Consider the following 18,392-nt stretch of genomic DNA (forward strand, 5'->3'; position numbering starts at 1 on the left):
TGTTCTGAAGGAAACCTAAATGAACTATCCCGAATCCAGTCTTCTTGTATCGAGCGACATCCTGATCGGCGGCGAATGGCGCCCGGGTCGCGGCGAGGTTTATGCAAGCCTGTACCCGGCTGACCAGTCGATCAACGCCGAGATCAGCGCCGCCAACGCGGACGACGCCCGCGAGGCCGTCGAAGCGGCCGATGCGGCGTGGCGCAAGTCGAACTGGGCGGGGCTGAAACCGCATCAGCGCGCGGCCGTGCTGCATCGCATAGCGGACCTGATCACCGCGCGCCACGAAGCGCTCGCGCAACTGCAACGCCGCGACAATGGCAAGCCGATCACCGAGACGCGTGGACTGGTCACGAGCGCGGCCAACACGTTCCGCTACTTCGCTGCGTGCGTGGAGACGCTTGAAGAGTCGCTCACGCCTTCGCGTGGTGACTTCATGACGATGAGCGTGCATGAACCGCTCGGCGTGGTGGCGGCGATCACGCCATGGAATTCCCCCATCGCGTCCGATGCGCAAAAGCTTGCACCGGCCTTGGCTGCCGGCAACGCAGTCGTTTTGAAGCCCGCTGAGGTGACGCCACTGGCTTCGCTGGCTCTAGCGCGTATCTGTGAAGAAGCGGGCGTGCCGAAGGGCGTGCTGAGCGTTCTGCCGGGCAAGGGATCGATTGTCGGCGACGCTCTGGTACGTCATCCGCTGGTTAAAAAGATCTCGTTCACCGGCGGTACCGAAGTGGGGCGAGGGATCGCGCGACTGGCAGCGGACAAGCTGATGCCGGTATCGCTGGAGTTGGGCGGCAAGTCGCCGACCATTGTTTTCGCCGACGCCGATATCGACCATGCCGTGAATGGCGTGCTGTACGGCATCTTCAGTTCATCGGGCGAGTCGTGCATCGCGGGTTCGCGTCTGTTCGTGCAGCGCTCGATCTACGACACGTTCGTCGCGCGACTGGTGCAAGGCGCGAAACGCCTGCGCGTGGGCGACCCGTCACGCGAGGATACGCAGATGGGACCGCTCATCACGGGGCAGCATCGTGACTCGGTTGAGCGCTACGTGGCGCTCGGACTGGAAGAGGGCGGCAAGCTGTTGTGCGGCGGAGAACGTCCTGCAGGCGACAACCGCGAACAAGGCTTCTTCTACTCGCCCACGATCCTCGACGGTCTGACCAACGAGGCGCGTATCTGCCAGGAAGAGATCTTCGGGCCGGTGCTCGTCGTGTTGCCTTTCGACGATGAAGCGTCGCTCATGCGCGAAGCTAACGACAGCGTCTTCGGACTCGCTGCCGGCATCTGGACGAACGACTACAAGCGCGCCTGGCGAGTGGGCCGTGCGCTGGAAACCGGCACCGTCTGGATCAACACGTACAAGCAATTTTCGATTTCGACGCCATTCGGTGGCTGGAAGGACAGCGGCATGGGACGCGAAAAAGGCCATCTCGGCATTCGTGAATACATGCAGCAGAAGAGCCTTTACTGGGGCATGAATGAAGCTCCGCTGCCGTGGGCCAACTAGGAAACGAGTCATGACTATTCTCGGCATTGAACAGGTCACCTACGGCGTGACCGACCTCGCAACCTGCAGGACCTTCTTCAGCGACTGGGGGCTGAAAGAAGTCGCGCACGACGAAACCCATGCGCGTTTCGAAGCGCAGAACGGCTGCACGATCATGGTCGTCGATGCAAACGATCCAGCGCTTCCGCCCGCTTTCGAAGCGGGTCCGACACTGCGCGAAGTGACATGGGGTGTCGCGACCAGCGCAGAACTCGACGCTTTGCGCGGGAAGTTCGCCGGTCAGCCGGGTCACTTTGAAACCAGCGACGCGGTGGGTTGCATCGACCCGAACGGCATGGCGATTCGCGTTGAAGTCACGCGCAAGCGCACGCTCGATATCAAGGGCTCTCCCTCGAATGTGTGGGGTCAGGATCTGCGCATCAACACGCCGAGTCCGGTGTATGAACGCGCGGAGCCCATCGAAGTGGGTCACGTCGTGTTCTTCACGAATTGCGTGGTTGAACAGGAAAAGTTCTATCACGACCTGCTTGGCTTCGAGACGTCGGATCGCTATCCGGGGCGCGGCGCGTTCATGCGTTGTGCGCCGCATGGCGGTCATCACGACCTGTTCCTGCTGCAACTCCCCGACGGCAAACGCGGCCTGAATCACGTCGCGTTCACCGTGCGCGATATCCATGAAGTTTTCGGCGGCGGCCTGCATATCAGCCGCTGCGGCTGGACAACCCAACTCGGACCCGGCAGGCATCCGGTTTCATCGGCGTACTTCTGGTACTTCCAGAATCCGGCGGGTGGCTTGATCGAGTATTACGCCGACGAAGACGTGCTTACGCCCGAGTGGCAACCGCGCGATTTCGAACCCGGTCCGACCGTGTTCGCGGAATGGGCCGTCGATGGCGGTCTCGACGGCAACACGCGCCGGCAAAAGAACGCGAAGGCGCCGGAAGGGAAGTTCATGACGGAGCGCAAAAATGGCTGACGATCTGGCATTGGGCGAGCCGCATACCCTCGTGGTGATTGGCGGCGGGCAGGCGGCGGGATGGATAGTCAAGACGCTGCGCAAGGACGGTTTCACTGGGCGCCTGGTGATGATCGCGGACGAGATTCACCTGCCGTACGAGCGGCCGCCGCTTTCGAAGGCAGTGCTTTCAGGTGATGCCGATATCGACACGGTCCGACTGGTTTCATCGGATGACTTCGCCGCGCTGAACGTGGAAGCATGGCAGCCGGATCGCGCCGTGGCGATCGATCGCGAACAGCGGATTGTGCGTACATCGCAGGGCCGTGAGGTGCGGTATGACCGGCTGGTGATTGCGACCGGCGGCGCCGCGCGGCGCTTGCCCGAATCGCTCGTGAAGACATCGCACATTGCCTATCTGCGCACGCTCGACGACGCCGTGTCGCTCGGCGCGAGACTGCGCAAGAGTGCACGCGTGCTCGTAATCGGCGGCGGCTGGATTGGCCTCGAGGTAGCGGCGACGGCGCGCAAACTCGGCGTGGAAGCAACGGTCATTGAAGGCGCACCGCGCTTGTGTGGCCGTTCGTTGCCGCAGAGGGTATCGGATTTTCTGCTGGAGTTGCATCGCTCGAATGGGGTCGATGTAAGGCTCGACGCATCGCTTATCTCGTTGGACGATCACGGGCAAGGCGTGCGCGCCACGTTCGCGGACGGCAGCACGCTCGATGCGGATTTCGCCGTCGCAGGGATTGGCCTGACGCCGCACACGTCACTCGCACAGGAGGCAGGACTCGATGTGAACGACGGCATCGTGGTCGATGAATTCGGCGCGACGTCCGACCCGTTCATCTTCGCTTGCGGCGACGTCTCGAATCATCCGAACGCGTGGCTCAAGCGGCGCGTGAGGCTCGAATCATGGGCCAACGCGCAAAACCAGGCTATAGCAACGGCACGTGCGCTGATGGGCACGCGCGAGCCCTACGCGGAAATTCCGTGGTTCTGGTCCGATCAATACGACGTGAACCTGCAGATCCTCGGCGACATTCCCGCCGGCATCGAACCGGTCATACGTGGCGACCTGAATGCACGCCGCGCGAGTCTTTTCTTTCTGGAAGCGGGCGTCATTCGCGGCGTGATTTCGATCAACATGCCGCGCGACCTGAAGCTCGCGCGCAAGTGGATGAGCCAGGGTCGAACGGTCGACGTCGCGACCCTGGCAGATACGGCCAAAGCGCTCGCTTAAACCATGGACGCCATACGAGGACGAGGTACAGACATGAGAACGTTTGGCAATACGCTTGACAGCACGCTTGACGGTACTTCAGGCAATACGATTGCAGCGCCGGGCGGTGCGAGTGCCTCGGGCGCGCTTACCGCGGGTTCGATCATCGCGCGGATCGAGCGTCTGCCGACCAACCCGATGCAGGTGCGCGCGCGTTTCCTGATCGGTGCGGCGACGTTCTTCGATGGCTTCGACGTCATCACCATAGCGACCACGCTGCCGCTGCTGATCCAGAAGTGGGGCCTCACGCCGGGACAGATCGGATTCCTGATTGCTTCGGGTTCGATCGGTCAGTTGATCGGCGCATTCCTCTTTCCGGCGCTCGCCGAACGTTTCGGTCGCGTGCGCTCGATTGCGTGGAGTTCCGGGATCATCGGCGTCACGAGCATTGCCTGCGGATTCGCGCCGACGTTCGCCGTTTTCGTCGCATTGCGGATTGCGCAAGGACTGGGGCTGGGCGGCGAACTGCCGGTCGCGGCAACCTATATCAACGAGATCACGCGGGCTCACGGCCGGGGACGTTTCGTTTTGCTCTATGAAATAGTGTTCCCGATCGGGTTGCTGGCATCGAACGCGCTGGGTGCCTGGATCGTGCCGCGTTTTGGCTGGGAGGCGATGTATATCATTGGCGGTGTGCCTCTGCTGCTGTTCTTCGCGCTGCGCAAGATCGTTCCCGAATCGCCGCGCTGGCTGGCATCGAAAGACCGTATGCACGACGCCGACCACGCGCTGAAGGCGTTCGAAGCCACGGTCAAGGGAACGTTGCCGCCGCTGTCGGCGACGACCGAGTTTGACGCAATGGCGCATCGTCACCCCAAGCGTCGTGCAAGGGACGTTTTCGGGGCGGCTTATATCAAGCGGACGATCGCGGTTGCGCTGCTGTGGATGACCTGCGGCGTCATCCAGTACGGTCTCTCGACCTGGCTGCCGACGATTTACAAGACCGTCTATCACTCGCCGCTGCAACTGGCGTTGAATCTGGCCGTGGCGGCGTCGCTCCTTGGTGTGGTGGGATCTGTGATCTGTGCGCTGATTGTAGACAGGGTGGGCCGCAAGCCGGTCATCAACGTGTCGTTCTTGTTGTGCGCGGTTTCACTGGTGTTGGCTGCTGTGTTTCACAACGAGTCGGTGTACGTGGTTGCGACCTGCTGCGCGTTCGCGATCGGGTTCATGTCGTGCGGATTCATCACCGCATACGTCTATACGCCCGAACTGTATCCGACTAGCATCCGTGCATTCGGTTGCGGCGTAGCCGGCGCATGGTTGAAGCTGGCGGCCATTTTCGCCCCCGCGATGGTTGGCAAAACGCTGGTTGGCGGTCATCTCGACACGGCTTTGTACCTGCTCGCCATCGTGCCGATGCTGGCAGCGGTGGCCGTTCATTTCCTGGGCGTGGAGACGAAAGGGCGAGTGCTCGAACAGCTTGAAGTCTGAGCGATCGACATTTACGATAACCGGTACGATTTGTACCCATTGATGATGTGCTTCCAGGTCACGGCGCGGGCTGAGCATGCAAAAAGACGACAGGCGGTTAAAATGTCGTCTTGCGCCGAAGACCTTGGCTAGACGTGAACGCCTCGCAGCCGGCGAATCACACACTATCGACTCTTCGTGCAGCCTTTGACCGCTCCACATCGATACTGGACACTCATCTCATGAATCAAGCCGCGCTCGTCAAACCAGCCGTTTCCGAAACGGGCGACCCCTTTCTCCTGACCCCTGGACCGTTGACCACCTCGCAGTCAGTCAAGGCATCGATGGTGCACGACTGGGGCTCGCGCGACGCCAGTTTTGTTGCGATCAACAAGGCAGTGCTCGCGCGACTTGCCGAGATCGTGGACGGCAAGGGCGAGGGCGACTATGTAACAGTGCCCATGCAAGGTTCCGGCACCTTTGCCGTCGAAGCCATGCTGACCAGTTTCGTGCCGCCCACGGGCAAGGTCTTGATGCTCATCAACGGTGCTTATGGTCATCGCGCGAAACGCATTCTCGACATCGCCCGGCGCAAGACCGTCACGCATGAAACGGCCGAAGATGCGCCGCCCGACCTGAAAAAGGTCGAGGCAATACTGAAGCGCACACCCTCCATTACGCATATCTTCGTGGTCCATTGCGAGACGACCTCGGGCATTCTCAATCCGATCGCCGAGATCGGCGCGCTCGCGGCCAAGTACAAAAAAGGCTATCTCGTCGATTCAATGAGCGCGTTCGGCGCATTGCCGATCGATGCGCCCGCAATCCACGCAGACGCGGTGTCGGCGTCTTCGAACAAGTGCATCGAGGGCGTGCCGGGGCTTGGATTCGTCGTGTGCCGGCGCGATGCGTTGGTGGCAACCAAGGGCAACGCCACCACGCTGGTTCTGGACCTCTTCGACCAGTGGACGAATTTCGAAAAAACTGGGCAGTACCGGTTCACGCCACCTACGCATGTGATCGTGGCGTTTCACCAGGCGCTCAAGGAATTCGATGCGGAAGGGGGCGTGGTTGGGCGAGGGGGACGGTATAGAAACAACTGTCGCGTGCTGATCGACGGCATGAAGGCGCTCGGCTTCGAGCTCCTGTTGAAGGCTGATTTGCAGGCGCCGATCATCGTGACCTTCAGGATGCCCACGCATCCGGGCTTTGTCTTCGAACGTTTCTACGATGGCCTGAAAACACGCGGTTACGTGATCTATCCCGGCAAGCTGACGATCGCGGAATCGTTTCGTATCGGCTGCATCGGCCGGCTTTACGAAACGCAGATGCACGGTTTGATCGCCGCGGTGCGCGACGTGCTGGATGAAATGGGTGTGAATAGCTTGACCGCCACGGCTGCCGCGTAGAGACGGGGCTTGGCAGCGTGGAGGACGGCTTGATGCGCTTCGCCGGGTGACATGCCCGGGGTAAGCGCATTTGAATTCGATCCTGCGCTTACCTCGGATTGAACCGGGCGGACTCCGCACCACCATCCACCGGTCATTCGATCTTTTCAGCCGCCTGGGAGATCCGCTCCCGCACGACACCAATCGCCTGCTTGAGGGCATAGACGTCCTGGAAATAACGCTGAGGCATCCTGATCTGGCTGGCATTCGCATCGATGCTCTCGATTTCTTCGCGCCATTGCGCAATCTGGTTCGGGGTGGGTTGCGGGCTTCTCCATATCTCGTCTTCCAGCGATTTAATCTCCCGATACCAGACCACGAGCCGGTTTTTAATCCGCGTCTGCGCCATGCGCGGTAAAGCCTGCAGCAAACCTATCAGCAAGGCCATGAAGGGCACCAGAATCAACAAACGCCTTTCGATAAAACTGGCCAGCCAGAACGGAAGGTATCTCTGCAGAAAAGGACGGCCGGATTTGAAGTAGCGCGTGCTTTCATCGGAGATGGGAAATTCATCGGTGTTCAGGTTGGGAAATTCGCCACGCTGCGTGAAGTAATCTTCACCGCCGTGCACGGTTTTGGCGGCCTCCAGCAGCAGGTAAGCGAGCGCGGGGTGCAGGGTGTCCTTGGATACGAGCAAAGCCGTTGCGGCGAGCAAGGTGACATCGGCCTGCGGAAGATCATTGACGATGCTGGTGGACGCACGTGGAAAAATGATCTTGGAGAGCGACGGGAATTTTTGCATCAGCGCATCGGCCTGGGCGAAGCTCATCAGCTTCAGATTGCTGTTCAATAACGTCTGCTGCATTGAGGCGTCGGGCCTGCCGATGAAGAAAGCCGCATCCAGCGTGCCATTTTCGAGGTCTTGATACGCCTTGGCTGCATCCATTTCCAGCAGCGCGGTGTTGTCGCCGGTGACGCCGCTATACGAGAGCAATACCTGGGCTACGTTCAGCAAGCCGCTGCCGGGAATGCCGATAGCAATCCTTTTGCCACGTAGTTGCGCGAGCCGGTTGACGATTGCATCGCCACGATAAAACACCCAGATAGGTTCATATGAAACGGCCGCGATCGTCTGCAGGTCATCCGTCTCTTTCGGGCGGGTGGTGCCTGACTGGATAAAGCCCACTTCGTATTCGCTGTCAGGGTCCTGCAGCCGCTGATAGTTTTCGACAGAGCCTGAAGAACTGCGGATATCAAGCGTAATGCCGTCGCGTTTCAGGAGCGGGGCATACCGATCTGCAAAGCCGCGATAGATCCCATTGTCCGCCCCGGTCGTAATGACGATGGTGCGCTGGATGGCGGGCTTCAGTACGGCGGCCAATGCCCAGCCCAGCGCCGCGATCAGGAGGATTGCGCCGATGATGAGAAGCCGCTTGCGCCCCGGTGTCATGGGGGCTTTCTGACTACGATGAAGCGCTGGGTTGTGCCTGGGCATTGCTTGGCCTTTTCGTCAGGTCTCACGCGCGGGCAGGGCCAAAAGTGCGCGGTTATGCGGCCGCGTTGCGGATAGGCGATGGTGACATTACAAGTCCCGTCACCCGGAGCGTCCGGTTCTTGCCCCTCCAGCGGCGGAAAAACTCGGATAATGCGGCCGTTTGAGCACCTTGTCCAGACTTCGCAATAAAGCTGTCAGGAGCAAATGAAATGTCCGGTGTACATTACAGCACTGCCCGCGACGTCAGGCACGATTCGTACCGGAGCGAGAACAGCACGTATGCCTGTGAAATATCATCAGGACTTCTACGAGAATATTCACCAGCGCCTCCGCCGTGGTGAGCGAGCACGAATTGCTCTCATGCCGCCTGACCCGGAGGCATTGCCCCAACACAGGAAAATATGAAGCGCTCTATTGTCTGATGTATTGGCTTGGCGCAATAAGCACCACGGAGATGGCGAGTGTCATGGTTCCATCGGTTGGTCGGTTATTGATGCGCTGCGACGGTGTACCTTCAGTTTCGCGCAAATCGACCGATAAGCAGTAGTCCAACCGCACGCTCCCGTGGCGGCTTGCAGAATCCGAGAACCATCAATGAAGCTCAGCCTCAAAATCCCCCTTGCCTTTACCGTCGCGCTGCTACTGATGTTCGCCGGTGCGCTGTATGGCATCTTCGCCCTCAACCAGTCGATCAACGCCTACGGAACCACGGTCCAGGACAACGTCGCGAACGAACGGATGGTGTCCGCCACCCTCGTCGCGTTCAAGCTGCAAGTCCAGGAATGGAAAGACACGTTGTTGCGCGGCAAGGACCCGGCCAATCTCGACAAATACTGGTCCGCTTTCCAGACCCGCGAAAAGACCGTCGACGCACTCGCGACGGAACTCAGGACGAAGCTGCCGGAAGGTGAGAGCCGTACGCTGATCGACCGCTTCGCGATCGCGCATGCTTCGATGGGCGAGGGCTATCGCAAGGGCTTCGAGGCGTTCAAATCGGCTGGCTTCGAGCCCTCCGCCGGTGATGGCGCAGTGGCGGGCGTGGACCGCGAACCATCGGCGCTGCTTGAACAGGCCGTCCAGAAAATCGCCGCTGACAGTGCGCAAGTGTCCGCGAAGGCCGCTATCGATGCGCGGCATGCAACCGAGATCAGCGTCACGCTGATGCTGGCGGTGCTCGCACTCGCGATGATTGGCGGCGTCATGTTCAGCCGTACAGTCTCGCTGCCTCTTGGTCATGCGCTGCGTTGCGCACAGGCGGTGGCGACCGGCAACCTGTCGATGGATTTCGACTCCAGCGGCAAGGACGAGATCGCGCAGTTGCTCGCGGCGCTGAAGGACATGCAGTCGAGTTTGTCCCTTGTGGTCGCAAAAGTCCGCCAGAACGCCGAAGGCGTGGCCACCGCCAGCGCCGAGATCGCATCAGGCAACCTGAATCTCTCGTCGCGTACGGAAGAGCAGGCGGCATCGCTTGAAGAGACGGCTGCGAGCATGGAAGAGCTCACCGGCACGGTCCGCCAGAACGCAGAGAACGCGCTACAGGCGTCCACGCTTGCCGATGCTGCATCACACACGGCATCGCGCGGCGGCATGATGATGGGTCAGGTCGTTGAGACCATGCACGGAATTGCCGATAGTTCGGGCAAGGTCGCGGAGATCATCGCCGTGATCGACGCAATCGCGTTCCAGACCAATATTCTTGCGCTCAACGCGGCCGTGGAAGCGGCGCGCGCCGGCGAGGAAGGTCGCGGTTTCGCAGTGGTCGCCTCCGAGGTGCGCACGCTCGCGCAGCGCAGCGCGACGGCGGCGAAGGAAATCAAGGCATTGATTGCCCAGTCTACCGAGCGTGTGAATGCGGGCTCGGTACTCGTCGGCGACGCGGGGCAGATCATCGCGGAGATCGTGGGGTCGGTGCAGCGTGTGACGGATATCGTCGGCGAAATTTCATCGGCGTCACAGGAACAGAGCACGGGTATCGAACAGGTCAATACCGCTGTCACGCAGATGGACGAGGTCACGCAGCAGAACGCCGCGCTTGTTGAGGAAGCGTCCGCGGCGGCGCACGCGCTCGCCGAGCAGGCTAATTCGTTGCGTGATGCGGTGGCGGTGTTCACGTTGCGCGGCGATGCGTCACGGGCTGGTGAAGCGTCCATGCGTTCGCGGGCGCATCGGGCCGGCGAGCGGGTCAAAGTGATGAGTCCGGTTTCGCGCCGCGAGCCGGAGCTTGCTTAAGAGGTGCTGCAAAGGGGCGCGCCGAACTCAAGCCATCGCGCGCGTCGGCAAGCGTCTGCCGAATAAAGTGGATTCGGGCTGAGACGGGAGGGCGGCCGCTGATCGAGACGTTAAGGAGCCACGCCGCAGAGGAGTACCGCAACCGCCCTGAGACACGCGACCAAATTAGGTTCGCCATCAAATTCGGCGTGGCGGAAGTGTTCGTCCTCTTCGCGTTGTCTAATATTTTTGGTTGATGAAGTCAGAAGCGGCCGGCTGGATTCGATGAGTCGGCAACACGCCAAGAATCCGGAAGGAAACGTTGCGCGATAGTTGCCTGTCTTGTTGAGTAATGTATCAATCTTTCAGATGACTAAACTTGTCTTTTGAGATCACGTCTCGACGGCTATACGCCCAAACACCGTTCTCGCGCTTGAGCCAATCGTCATAGACGCAAATGTAGCCATCAATAGTATCGTCTTTTTTCGTGAAGAACTGCAGATAGCACTTTTGGCGAGCACTTTCACCGTCGACCGAAATAATTTCGTTGGTTGTGAGGTGATACATAGTCCCGAACGCTGCGACACCCTTAGCAACAAAAGCCTTCAATTGCTCTGCGCCCTTTGGCTTTTCGCCGTCGATAACACCATTGAAAACTCCGTCGGCTGTGAAGCAACTCGCCCATGCTTCAGCATTGCCTTCGTCCATCGCGAAGTTGTATTTTGCGTTTAATGCCTTGATTTCCTGAATATCGCCAGATGCCATTTTGGTCACCTCTATAAAAGGTATTGAATTCCCATGCTGCAAACAGCTCACATTTATCGCGTCATGTTTGCCTGAATCGAATAGTGATTCATTTGCTTGGAAAGCGGTAGGGAGGGTGGATGACTTTCAGTTATTCTCGCTGCAAATGAATGGCAAGCTCTCGACCCGGCAGTTGTTCGTGCGGGTTGCCCACAGGTCGAGTTTCACCAAAGCCGGCCGCGATTGGGCTTAAGCCAACCGTCGGCATCCAGACGCATTGCGGAGCTGGAGGAGGCTTTGCACGTTGACTTGCGAATGGTTGACGACCGACAGAACCTGATTGTTGAAGGCGTCGATGTGGCGTTCTGGATTGTCATCCGCCACAGCAAAGGGGCGCGGATCAATCTTTGCATCCTCGCGCTATGTGACGGTACCGTAGAGAGGTACTGACACTCATCGTTGAAAAGTTTATTAAGGAGTCTTATTGGTTTGCGCTGTCACCACTGCTACATGAGCGACCCCTGCATGGCCGATCCTGCCCAACACATTCGCGACCGCGCCGAACGTTACCCTCTTATCCGAGTGCAGATTGACCGTGGTCTGCATGTCATGCAACGCGATGTGTCTGAGCACGGGTTCGAGTTGCTCCAACTGAATTTCACTACCGTTGACAAAGATTCTCCCGTTCGCGTCGAGGGTGACCGCCACTGCGTGTGTGTGCGATTCGGACGCGCCCGCCGCCACCGTGGGTAGATCAACGCGGATCGTCCGCGTCAGCAAGGGCGCTATGACCAGAAGGATCACAACCAGTACGAGCATGACGTCGACGAGCGGCGTGACGTTGATTTCGGCAAGCGGCTCATCGTTGTCTGCGCTACCCGAACGGGAAATCATGCCAGCACCTCGCCGACGCGAGATGGCAGGCTGGTCTGCACGCGTGCGTCTGCCGCGAGGGTGATCCGGAATTCGTGGCTCCTGATCAGGTTGGCAACGCCGCAAGCGGCAGTCCAAGTTGAAATTGCGCACTGCGATTAGCTGACAGAAAGCGTCCGTCACAGGTAAATGCGGCAATGCCCTCCATCAACGTACCGAGAAACTCTGCGCGACCATGAAAGCTGACCTGCAAGGTGTCGCGAAAGGTATTGGTAAACAGATGGTTCTCGATCATCTGCGCTGACATCTTCGCGAGTGCCATCGTGTGCTGATGGTAGCTGCGATGATCGCCCGTCACGTCGAGCACGCCGATCAGGTCGCCATAGGGACCGAGGATGGGCACGCTGGAACAGGTCAGAAAACGGTTTGCGGCCAGGTAGTGCTGCGCACCGTGGACGACGGTCGGGCAAAGTTCAGCGATGGCAGTGCCGATCGCATTGGTTCCTTGCCGCTGTTCAGGCCAGTTCGCACCCGGACGTAACGCAACTTTCTCGGCACGCCGAAGAAAATCATCGTCTCCGATCGAATGAAGAATGAGCCCCTCGGCATCGGTCAATACGATCACATTTGATTCACGTTGAATCAATGGCGTAGCGGCGTGATCGATATCATCGCGCATTTGTCTCCTCCTGCTCGTTGGGTTCCAGTCGTCTCGCCGGAACATCGTAGGCACAACTTAAAGAAAATCCTGCGCCAATACGCGAACATTAGAGTTGCCTTGGACAATCCCTGGTCATAGCCGCGAGTTGACCAGGACCAGGACCAGGACCAGGACCAGGACCAGGCACGGCGATTACCTCACCGCGTAGCGTTCAAGCCAATGCGCATACGGTGCGGGCAGCGTCCACGAAGGACGTGCAATGCCGAGCTTCTTCGCGGCGTAGTAGGCCCAATGAGGATCAGCCAGATTTGCGCGGCCGACCATCACGAGATCGAGCTGGCCTTCGCGGATTGCGTTATCCGCGAGCTCCGGTGTATCGATTCCCCAAGCCGATGCAACGGGCAGTTGCGCCTCACGACGCACCCGGTGCGCAATCGGTGCGAGGAACGCGGGCGCCCACGGAATCTTGGCCGTCGGCGTGGAGAAACCCACGCTGACGCTGAGCATGTCCAGTCCCCCGCGCTTGAAATTTTTCGCCAGCTCGATGGACTCCGCGAGCGTTTCCTCATCGCGGCCGTCGTATTCGATCACGCCAAACCGAGCCGTCAGCGGCAGATGTTCGGGCCATACTTCGCGTACCGCGGCCAGCGTCTCAAGCATGAAGCGGCTGCGGTTCTCGAGGCTTCCGCCATAGGGATCGTCGCGTTGATTCGAGTGCGTCGAGAAAAAGCTCTGACCGAGATAGCCGTGAGCGAAGTGCAGTTCCAGCCATTCAAAACCCGCATCGCGCGCCCGTTTTGCGGCATCGACGAAATCCTGGCGCACGCGGGCGATATCGTCGAGGGTCATCGCTTTGGGCACCTTGGGCAGGTTGGCCCCGAAGGCGATAGCCGAGGGCGCGATGGTTGCCCAGCCGCGCGGATCGTCTTCGCCGATATGGTCGTCGCCTTCCCACGGCCGGTTGGCGCTGGCCTTGCGACCCGCGTGGGCGATCTGGATGCCCGGCACCGAGCCTGCTGCCTTGATCGATGCTACGACGGGCACGAACGCCTGCGCTTGCTCATCATTCCAGATGCCAGTGCAGCCCGGAGTAATGCGGCCTTCAGGCGACACGGCCGTCGCCTCGACGATCACCAGAGCGGCGCCACCGCGCGCGAGACCCGCCAGATGCACCCGGTGCCAGTCGTTGATCAGGCCATCGATAGCGGAGTACTGGCACATCGGCGGGATCGCGATGCGGTTGCGCAAAGTAATGTCTTTGAGTTTGAAGGGTTCGAATAATGCGGGCATCGTGCGGGCTCCGTGGAATAATGCAGAATCGGTAGTTCGATAAAAATCGAACTACCGATTATCACAGAAGCCGGTACCATCTGCAGTATGCGCATATTTAACCATCCTGATCCTGAGGGTTTCACCCTCACGCGGCTCTTCAACGCCTTGAGCGATCCGGTGCGTCTCGACATCGTGCGGCATTTGTCGTGCGTCACGGAGGCCACCTGCGGGGAGCTCGACGGCGGCCGCCCGAAATCAAGCATGTCCCATCATTTCCGCATCTTGCGCGAGGCGGGTCTCGTCCAGACCCGCGTGGCCGGCACGGTTCATCAGAACACGTTGCGCCGTGCCGAACTCGACAGCCGGTTTCCAGGCCTCATGGACGCCATCCTCAACCAGACTCCCTGAAGACCTTGCCGGTCACGTGCAGTTTTCGCGCTGGCGGAAGAGGAAAGTTGCTCGCAGCGGCAGCGGCAGCGGCACGGGTCGCGGCCGCGCTTGCGGATTGAAACCCATCACCTAAGAGGAATGATCGATGTCCCGACTGCTTCCCGACGCGCTGAGCGCACTTGCCGTCGACTCGCTGCTCGCCGCGGGCGCATTGCCCGCGACCGCGCAATCGACGGCCCGTGCGCTTGTTTATGCCGACCTGCGCGGGTTGTCGTCACATGGCGTGGCGCGTCTGCCGATGTATTGCGCGCAACTCAGGAACGGCCGCGTCGATCCGTTGGCGCAGCCGGTCATCGTCTCGGATCGTGGTGCGGCAGTGCTGATCGACGGCGCCGATGGACTCGCGTATCCCGCCTGCGATCTCGCGATCAACGCGTTGATCGAACGTGCACGGCAGTTCGGCAGCGCGGTGGCGGGCGTGAGGCGCAGTCATCACTTCGGCGTCGGCGCGGCGCATCTGCAGGCGCTTGGTGCGGCGGGCATGGTCGGCCTCGCGTTCAGCAACTCGCCCGCGGCCATGCCCGCGTGGGGCGGCCGGCGCGCGCTCTTCGGCACCAACCCGATTGCCGCCGTCTTCCCGCGCCGTCAAGGGGAGCCGCTGGTGATCGACCTCGCGCTCTCGGAGATCGCACGCGGCAAGATTGCCATTGCCGCGCGTGACGGCAAGCCGATTCCGCAAGGCTGGGCGACCACCCGTGACGGCCTGCCAACCACCGATGCCCGTGCCGCCCTCGACGGCATGATGCTGCCGTTCGGCGGGGCGAAGGGCGCAATGCTGGCGTTGGTCGTCGAGTTATTGGCGGCGGCGCTGACCGGTGCGAACTTCGGCTATGAAGCCGGTTCGTTCCTGACGGAGGAGGGCGAGCGTTCTCGTATCGGCCATTTATTCTGGGCGATCGATCCGGGCGCACTGGCCGGCGACGAGACCTATCTCTCGCGTGTGGAAATGCTGATTGAAATGATGCTCATGGACGACGATGTCCGGCTTCCAGGCTACCGGAGAGAACGCATTGCCGAAGCTTCAGAACAGGAGGGGATTGATATTCCCGACACGTTGATCGGGCAATTGAAGGGAAGTTGAAATCATCAGCGTGGCGGATAGTTCCTCTCGCAAATAGCGATTTCCCTTGGCGACCCGCGAGGATTAGGATGGTCCGGACCGGATCGGTGCCGTCTGGACATACCGGAAGCCGCGAGGGAGACCCAGCATGGAACATCACGCCCGCACGCAGGACGAGCGGCTCGAGATCAAGACGACCACGTGTTACATGTGCGCTTGTCGCTGCGGTATTCGCGTGCATTTGCGCGAAGGCGAAGTGAGATACATCGATGGCAACCCGGAGCACCCGCTCAACCAGGGCGTGATCTGCGCGAAGGGCGCGTCCGGCATCATGAAGCAATATTCGCCCGCCCGGCTCACTCAGCCATTGATGCGCAAGGCCGGCGCCGAGCGAGGCAGCGCGCAGTTCGAACCGGTGTCGTGGGAAGTCGCCTTCGATACCCTGGAAAAGCGCCTTGCCGGCATCCGCGCCACGGACCCCAAGAAGTTCGCGCTCTTCACAGGCCGCGATCAGATGCAGGCGCTGACGGGTCTCTTCGCCAAACAGTTCGGTACGCCTAACTATGCGGCGCATGGCGGATTTTGTTCGGCGAACATGGCGGCCGGCATGATCTATACGATCGGCGGTTCGTTCTGGGAATTCGGCGGTCCCGATCTCGACCGAGCCAGGCTGTTCTTCATGATCGGCACGGCCGAAGATCATCATTCGAATCCGCTGAAGATTGCGATCTCGAAGTTCAAGCGTGCGGGCGGACGCTTTATCGCGATCAATCCCATCCGCACCGGTTACGCCGCCATTGCCGACGAATGGGTGCCGATCAAACCGGGCACCGACGGCGCGCTGTTCATGGCGTTTCTCCACGAGCTGATAACAGCCGATGCCTGGGACCACGAGTTCGTGCAGCGCTATACGAACGCGGCTGATCTGGTCGATCTCGATGAGCAAAGCGAGAACTTCGGCCTGTTCGTGAGCGACCCGGATACGCCCGCGGGCAATCCGATGTTTCCGCAAAATCACGCGTGGTGGGATGCCGAAGCGGCACGCGCCGTGCCGCATCATTCCCCCGGCGTGACACCCGCGCTCGAGGGCCGCTACACGCTCGCGGACGGCACGCCCGTTGCGCCGTCGTTCACCTTGCTGCGCGAGCGCGTCGCGGCTTGCACGCCCGAGTGGGCGGCGGAAATAACAGGCATTCCCGCTGCCACCATTCGCCGTCTCGCGCAGGAGATGATCCAGACGAGCCGCGATCACCGCATCACGCTGCCTATTCCCTGGACGGACGCGTGGGGCGAGAAGCACGATACCGTCACCGGCAACCCCGTCGCATTTCACGCCATGCGCGGGCTCGCTGCGCATTCCAACGGCTTCCAGTCGATCCGTGCGCTCGCGGTGCTGATGTCGCTGCTGGGCACGATCGACCGCCCCGGCGGCTTTCGGCATAAGTCGCCGTTTCCGCGTGCCGTGCCGCCATCGGCGAAACCGCCGAACAGTCCCGACGCCGTCAAGCCGAACACGCCGCTTGCAACCGGGCCGCTGGGCTGGCCCGCGGCGCCGGAAGATCTGTTCATCGATGAAAACGGCGGCCCCGTTCGCATTGATAAAGCGTTCTCGTGGGAGTACCCGCTTGCCGTGCATGGCTTGATGCACAGCGTGATCACCAACGCGTGGCGAGGCGACCCGTACCCAATCGATACGTTGATGATCTTCATGGCCAACATGGCCTGGAACTCGTCGATGAATACGATGAAAGTGCGCGAGATGCTCGTTGATAAACACGCGAACGGTGACTACAAGATTCCGTTTCTCGTGGTGTGCGACGCGTTCCAGTCGGAGATGACGGCGTTCGCCGATCTCATCCTGCCGGACACGACGTACCTTGAGCGCCACGACGCGATGTCGATGCTTGATCGCCCGATCTCCGAGTTCGACGGTCCAGCCGATTCCGTACGCGTGCCCGTTGTGCCCCCTTCAGGCGAGTGCAAGCCATTCCAGGAAGTGCTGATTGAACTTGCGTCGCGCCTGAAGTTTCCGGCATTCACCACGGCCGAAGGGACGCGGCGCTATCGTGACTATCCGGACTTCGTGGTCAATTTCACTACGACGCCCACTTCCGGGGTGGGATTCCTGATCGGATGGCGCGGCAAGGACGGAGACAAAACGCTGGTCGGCGAGCCGAATCCGAAGCAGTGGGAGCAGTACGCGAAGAACAACTGCGTGTTCCATCACGTGATACCGGAACACTTGCAGTACATGCGCAACTGCAACGGGCCGTATCTGGACTGGGCGGTGAAAAGCGGTTTTCGCAAGTTCCGGGAACCCATCGTCATCCAGCTTTATTCCGATGTCATGCAGAAGTTTCGTCTCGCCGCGCAAGGGCGAACGAAAGGCAGGCAGCCTCCCGATCACCTGCGCGAGCGCGTCGAAAAATACTTCGATCCGCTGCCGTTCTGGTACGCACCGCTTGAAAGCGATTCAACCGATCTCGTGCGCTTTCCGCTCGCCGCCGTCACGCAACGGCCGATGGCGATGTATCACTCATGGGACTCGCAGAATGCGTGGTTGCGTCAGATCCATGGCGAGAATTATCTCTACATGAATCCGTTGATGGCAGCCGAGAACGGCATTGCGGACGGCGGCTGGATTTACGTTGAATCGCAGTGGGGCCGCGTGCGTTGCATGGCGCGCTTCAGTGAAACGGTTGAGCCGGGGACGGTATGGACCTGGAATGCGATCGGCAAGGCGTCGGGCGCATGGAACCTTGGCGCGCACGCCAACGAATCGCAGCGTGGCTTCCTGCTCAATCACCTGATCACCGACGAACTGCCCGGTACGGACCACGCGGCCGATGCCGCCGGACGTGTCTCGAACTCGGACCCGGTGACAGGACAGGCTGCGTGGTACGACGTGCGCGTGCGGGTCTATCCGGCAGAGGCCGACGCGCGGCACACGCTGCCCCAGTTCGATGCCATGAATCCGCTGCCGGGTTCGAACGGTGTGATATCGCGGATCGTGCAGACCTACTTCGCGGGGCAAGGCGAATTCGCGGCACGTTTGCGCGGTGCGGCAGGGCGCAAGTAGCG

General features: G+C 60.5%; 14 protein-coding genes and 1 pseudogene. 10 read left to right on the forward strand and 5 right to left on the reverse strand.

The annotated features are described in order from the left end of the window. Window positions 1-19 precede the first annotated feature (19 nt). The 5 genes from ACSOSP_RS03165 (at window position 20) to ACSOSP_RS03185 (ending at window position 6,569) form a co-directional block, all read left to right on the forward strand. The gene (locus tag ACSOSP_RS03165; RefSeq protein WP_455309522.1) at window positions 20-1,510 is read left to right on the forward strand and encodes an aldehyde dehydrogenase; all 1,491 of its coding nucleotides are present in this window, start codon (window positions 20-22) and stop codon (window positions 1,508-1,510) included. Between the two features lie 10 nt (window positions 1,511-1,520). Continuing rightward, entirely contained in the window at window positions 1,521-2,486 is a 966-nt protein-coding gene (locus ACSOSP_RS03170; RefSeq protein WP_455309523.1) for a VOC family protein, read from the forward strand. Next, window positions 2,479-3,708 carry an NAD(P)/FAD-dependent oxidoreductase gene (locus ACSOSP_RS03175; protein ID WP_455309525.1) on the forward strand — a complete coding sequence of 410 codons (1,230 nt, stop codon included), beginning with the start codon at window positions 2,479-2,481 and terminating at the stop codon, window positions 3,706-3,708. The genes ACSOSP_RS03170 and ACSOSP_RS03175 overlap by 8 nt, the downstream gene beginning before the upstream one ends. Window positions 3,709-3,741: 33 nt before the next feature. Then, window positions 3,742-5,181 carry an MFS transporter gene (locus ACSOSP_RS03180; RefSeq protein WP_455309527.1) on the forward strand — a complete coding sequence of 480 codons (1,440 nt, stop codon included), beginning with the start codon at window positions 3,742-3,744 and terminating at the stop codon, window positions 5,179-5,181. A 221-nt stretch (window positions 5,182-5,402) separates the two neighbouring features. Continuing rightward, the gene (locus ACSOSP_RS03185; protein WP_455309528.1) at window positions 5,403-6,569 is read left to right on the forward strand and encodes a 2-aminoethylphosphonate--pyruvate transaminase; all 1,167 of its coding nucleotides are present in this window, start codon (window positions 5,403-5,405) and stop codon (window positions 6,567-6,569) included. A 133-nt stretch (window positions 6,570-6,702) separates the two neighbouring features. On the opposite strand, the gene ACSOSP_RS03190 is transcribed toward ACSOSP_RS03185, so the two are convergent. After that, window positions 6,703-7,998, reverse strand: coding sequence for a TAXI family TRAP transporter solute-binding subunit (locus ACSOSP_RS03190; protein ID WP_455309529.1), 1,296 nt, complete (start codon window positions 7,996-7,998; stop codon window positions 6,703-6,705). Between the two features lie 639 nt (window positions 7,999-8,637). On the opposite strand from ACSOSP_RS03190, the gene ACSOSP_RS03195 reads away from it, so the two are divergent. Then, window positions 8,638-10,272 (forward strand): methyl-accepting chemotaxis protein, encoded by a 1,635-nt coding sequence (locus tag ACSOSP_RS03195; RefSeq protein WP_455309530.1) that lies wholly within the window; start codon window positions 8,638-8,640, stop codon window positions 10,270-10,272. A 336-nt stretch (window positions 10,273-10,608) separates the two neighbouring features. On the opposite strand, the gene ACSOSP_RS03200 is transcribed toward ACSOSP_RS03195, so the two are convergent. Next, the gene (locus tag ACSOSP_RS03200) at window positions 10,609-11,016 is read right to left on the reverse strand and encodes a nuclear transport factor 2 family protein (protein WP_455309531.1); all 408 of its coding nucleotides are present in this window, start codon (window positions 11,014-11,016) and stop codon (window positions 10,609-10,611) included. Between the two features lie 294 nt (window positions 11,017-11,310). Between ACSOSP_RS03200 and ACSOSP_RS03205 the strand changes: the two genes are divergently transcribed. Continuing rightward, a complete protein-coding gene (locus ACSOSP_RS03205) occupies window positions 11,311-11,445 on the forward strand; it encodes a hypothetical protein (protein WP_455309532.1) in 135 nt (44 codons plus the stop codon). Window positions 11,446-11,466: 21 nt separating this feature from the next. On the opposite strand, the gene ACSOSP_RS03210 is transcribed toward ACSOSP_RS03205, so the two are convergent. The 3 genes and pseudogenes from ACSOSP_RS03210 to ACSOSP_RS03220 form a co-directional block, all read right to left on the reverse strand. After that, a complete protein-coding gene (locus tag ACSOSP_RS03210) occupies window positions 11,467-11,889 on the reverse strand; it encodes an ExbD/TolR family protein (protein WP_455309534.1) in 423 nt (140 codons plus the stop codon). Window positions 11,890-11,983: 94 nt separating this feature from the next. Beyond that, window positions 11,984-12,493, reverse strand: a pseudogene (locus tag ACSOSP_RS03215) (sigma-54-dependent Fis family transcriptional regulator); the annotation flags it as partial. 228 nt (window positions 12,494-12,721) lie between these two features. Next, window positions 12,722-13,819: an NADH:flavin oxidoreductase/NADH oxidase gene (locus tag ACSOSP_RS03220; RefSeq protein ID WP_455309536.1), complete on the reverse strand. Its 1,098-nt coding sequence runs from the start codon at window positions 13,817-13,819 to the stop codon at window positions 12,722-12,724. Between the two features lie 87 nt (window positions 13,820-13,906). Between ACSOSP_RS03220 and ACSOSP_RS03225 the strand changes: the two genes are divergently transcribed. From ACSOSP_RS03225 to ACSOSP_RS03235, 3 genes are all read left to right on the forward strand, one after another. Further along, a complete protein-coding gene (locus ACSOSP_RS03225) occupies window positions 13,907-14,209 on the forward strand; it encodes an ArsR/SmtB family transcription factor (RefSeq protein ID WP_455309537.1) in 303 nt (100 codons plus the stop codon). Window positions 14,210-14,336: 127 nt separating this feature from the next. Continuing rightward, a complete protein-coding gene (locus tag ACSOSP_RS03230; protein WP_455309538.1) occupies window positions 14,337-15,332 on the forward strand; it encodes an Ldh family oxidoreductase in 996 nt (331 codons plus the stop codon). A 127-nt stretch (window positions 15,333-15,459) separates the two neighbouring features. Further along, window positions 15,460-18,390 (forward strand): molybdopterin-dependent oxidoreductase, encoded by a 2,931-nt coding sequence (locus tag ACSOSP_RS03235; protein WP_455309539.1) that lies wholly within the window; start codon window positions 15,460-15,462, stop codon window positions 18,388-18,390. Window positions 18,391-18,392: the final 2 nt, after the last annotated feature.

The sequence above is a fragment of the Caballeronia sp. KNU42 genome (assembly GCF_053760385.1).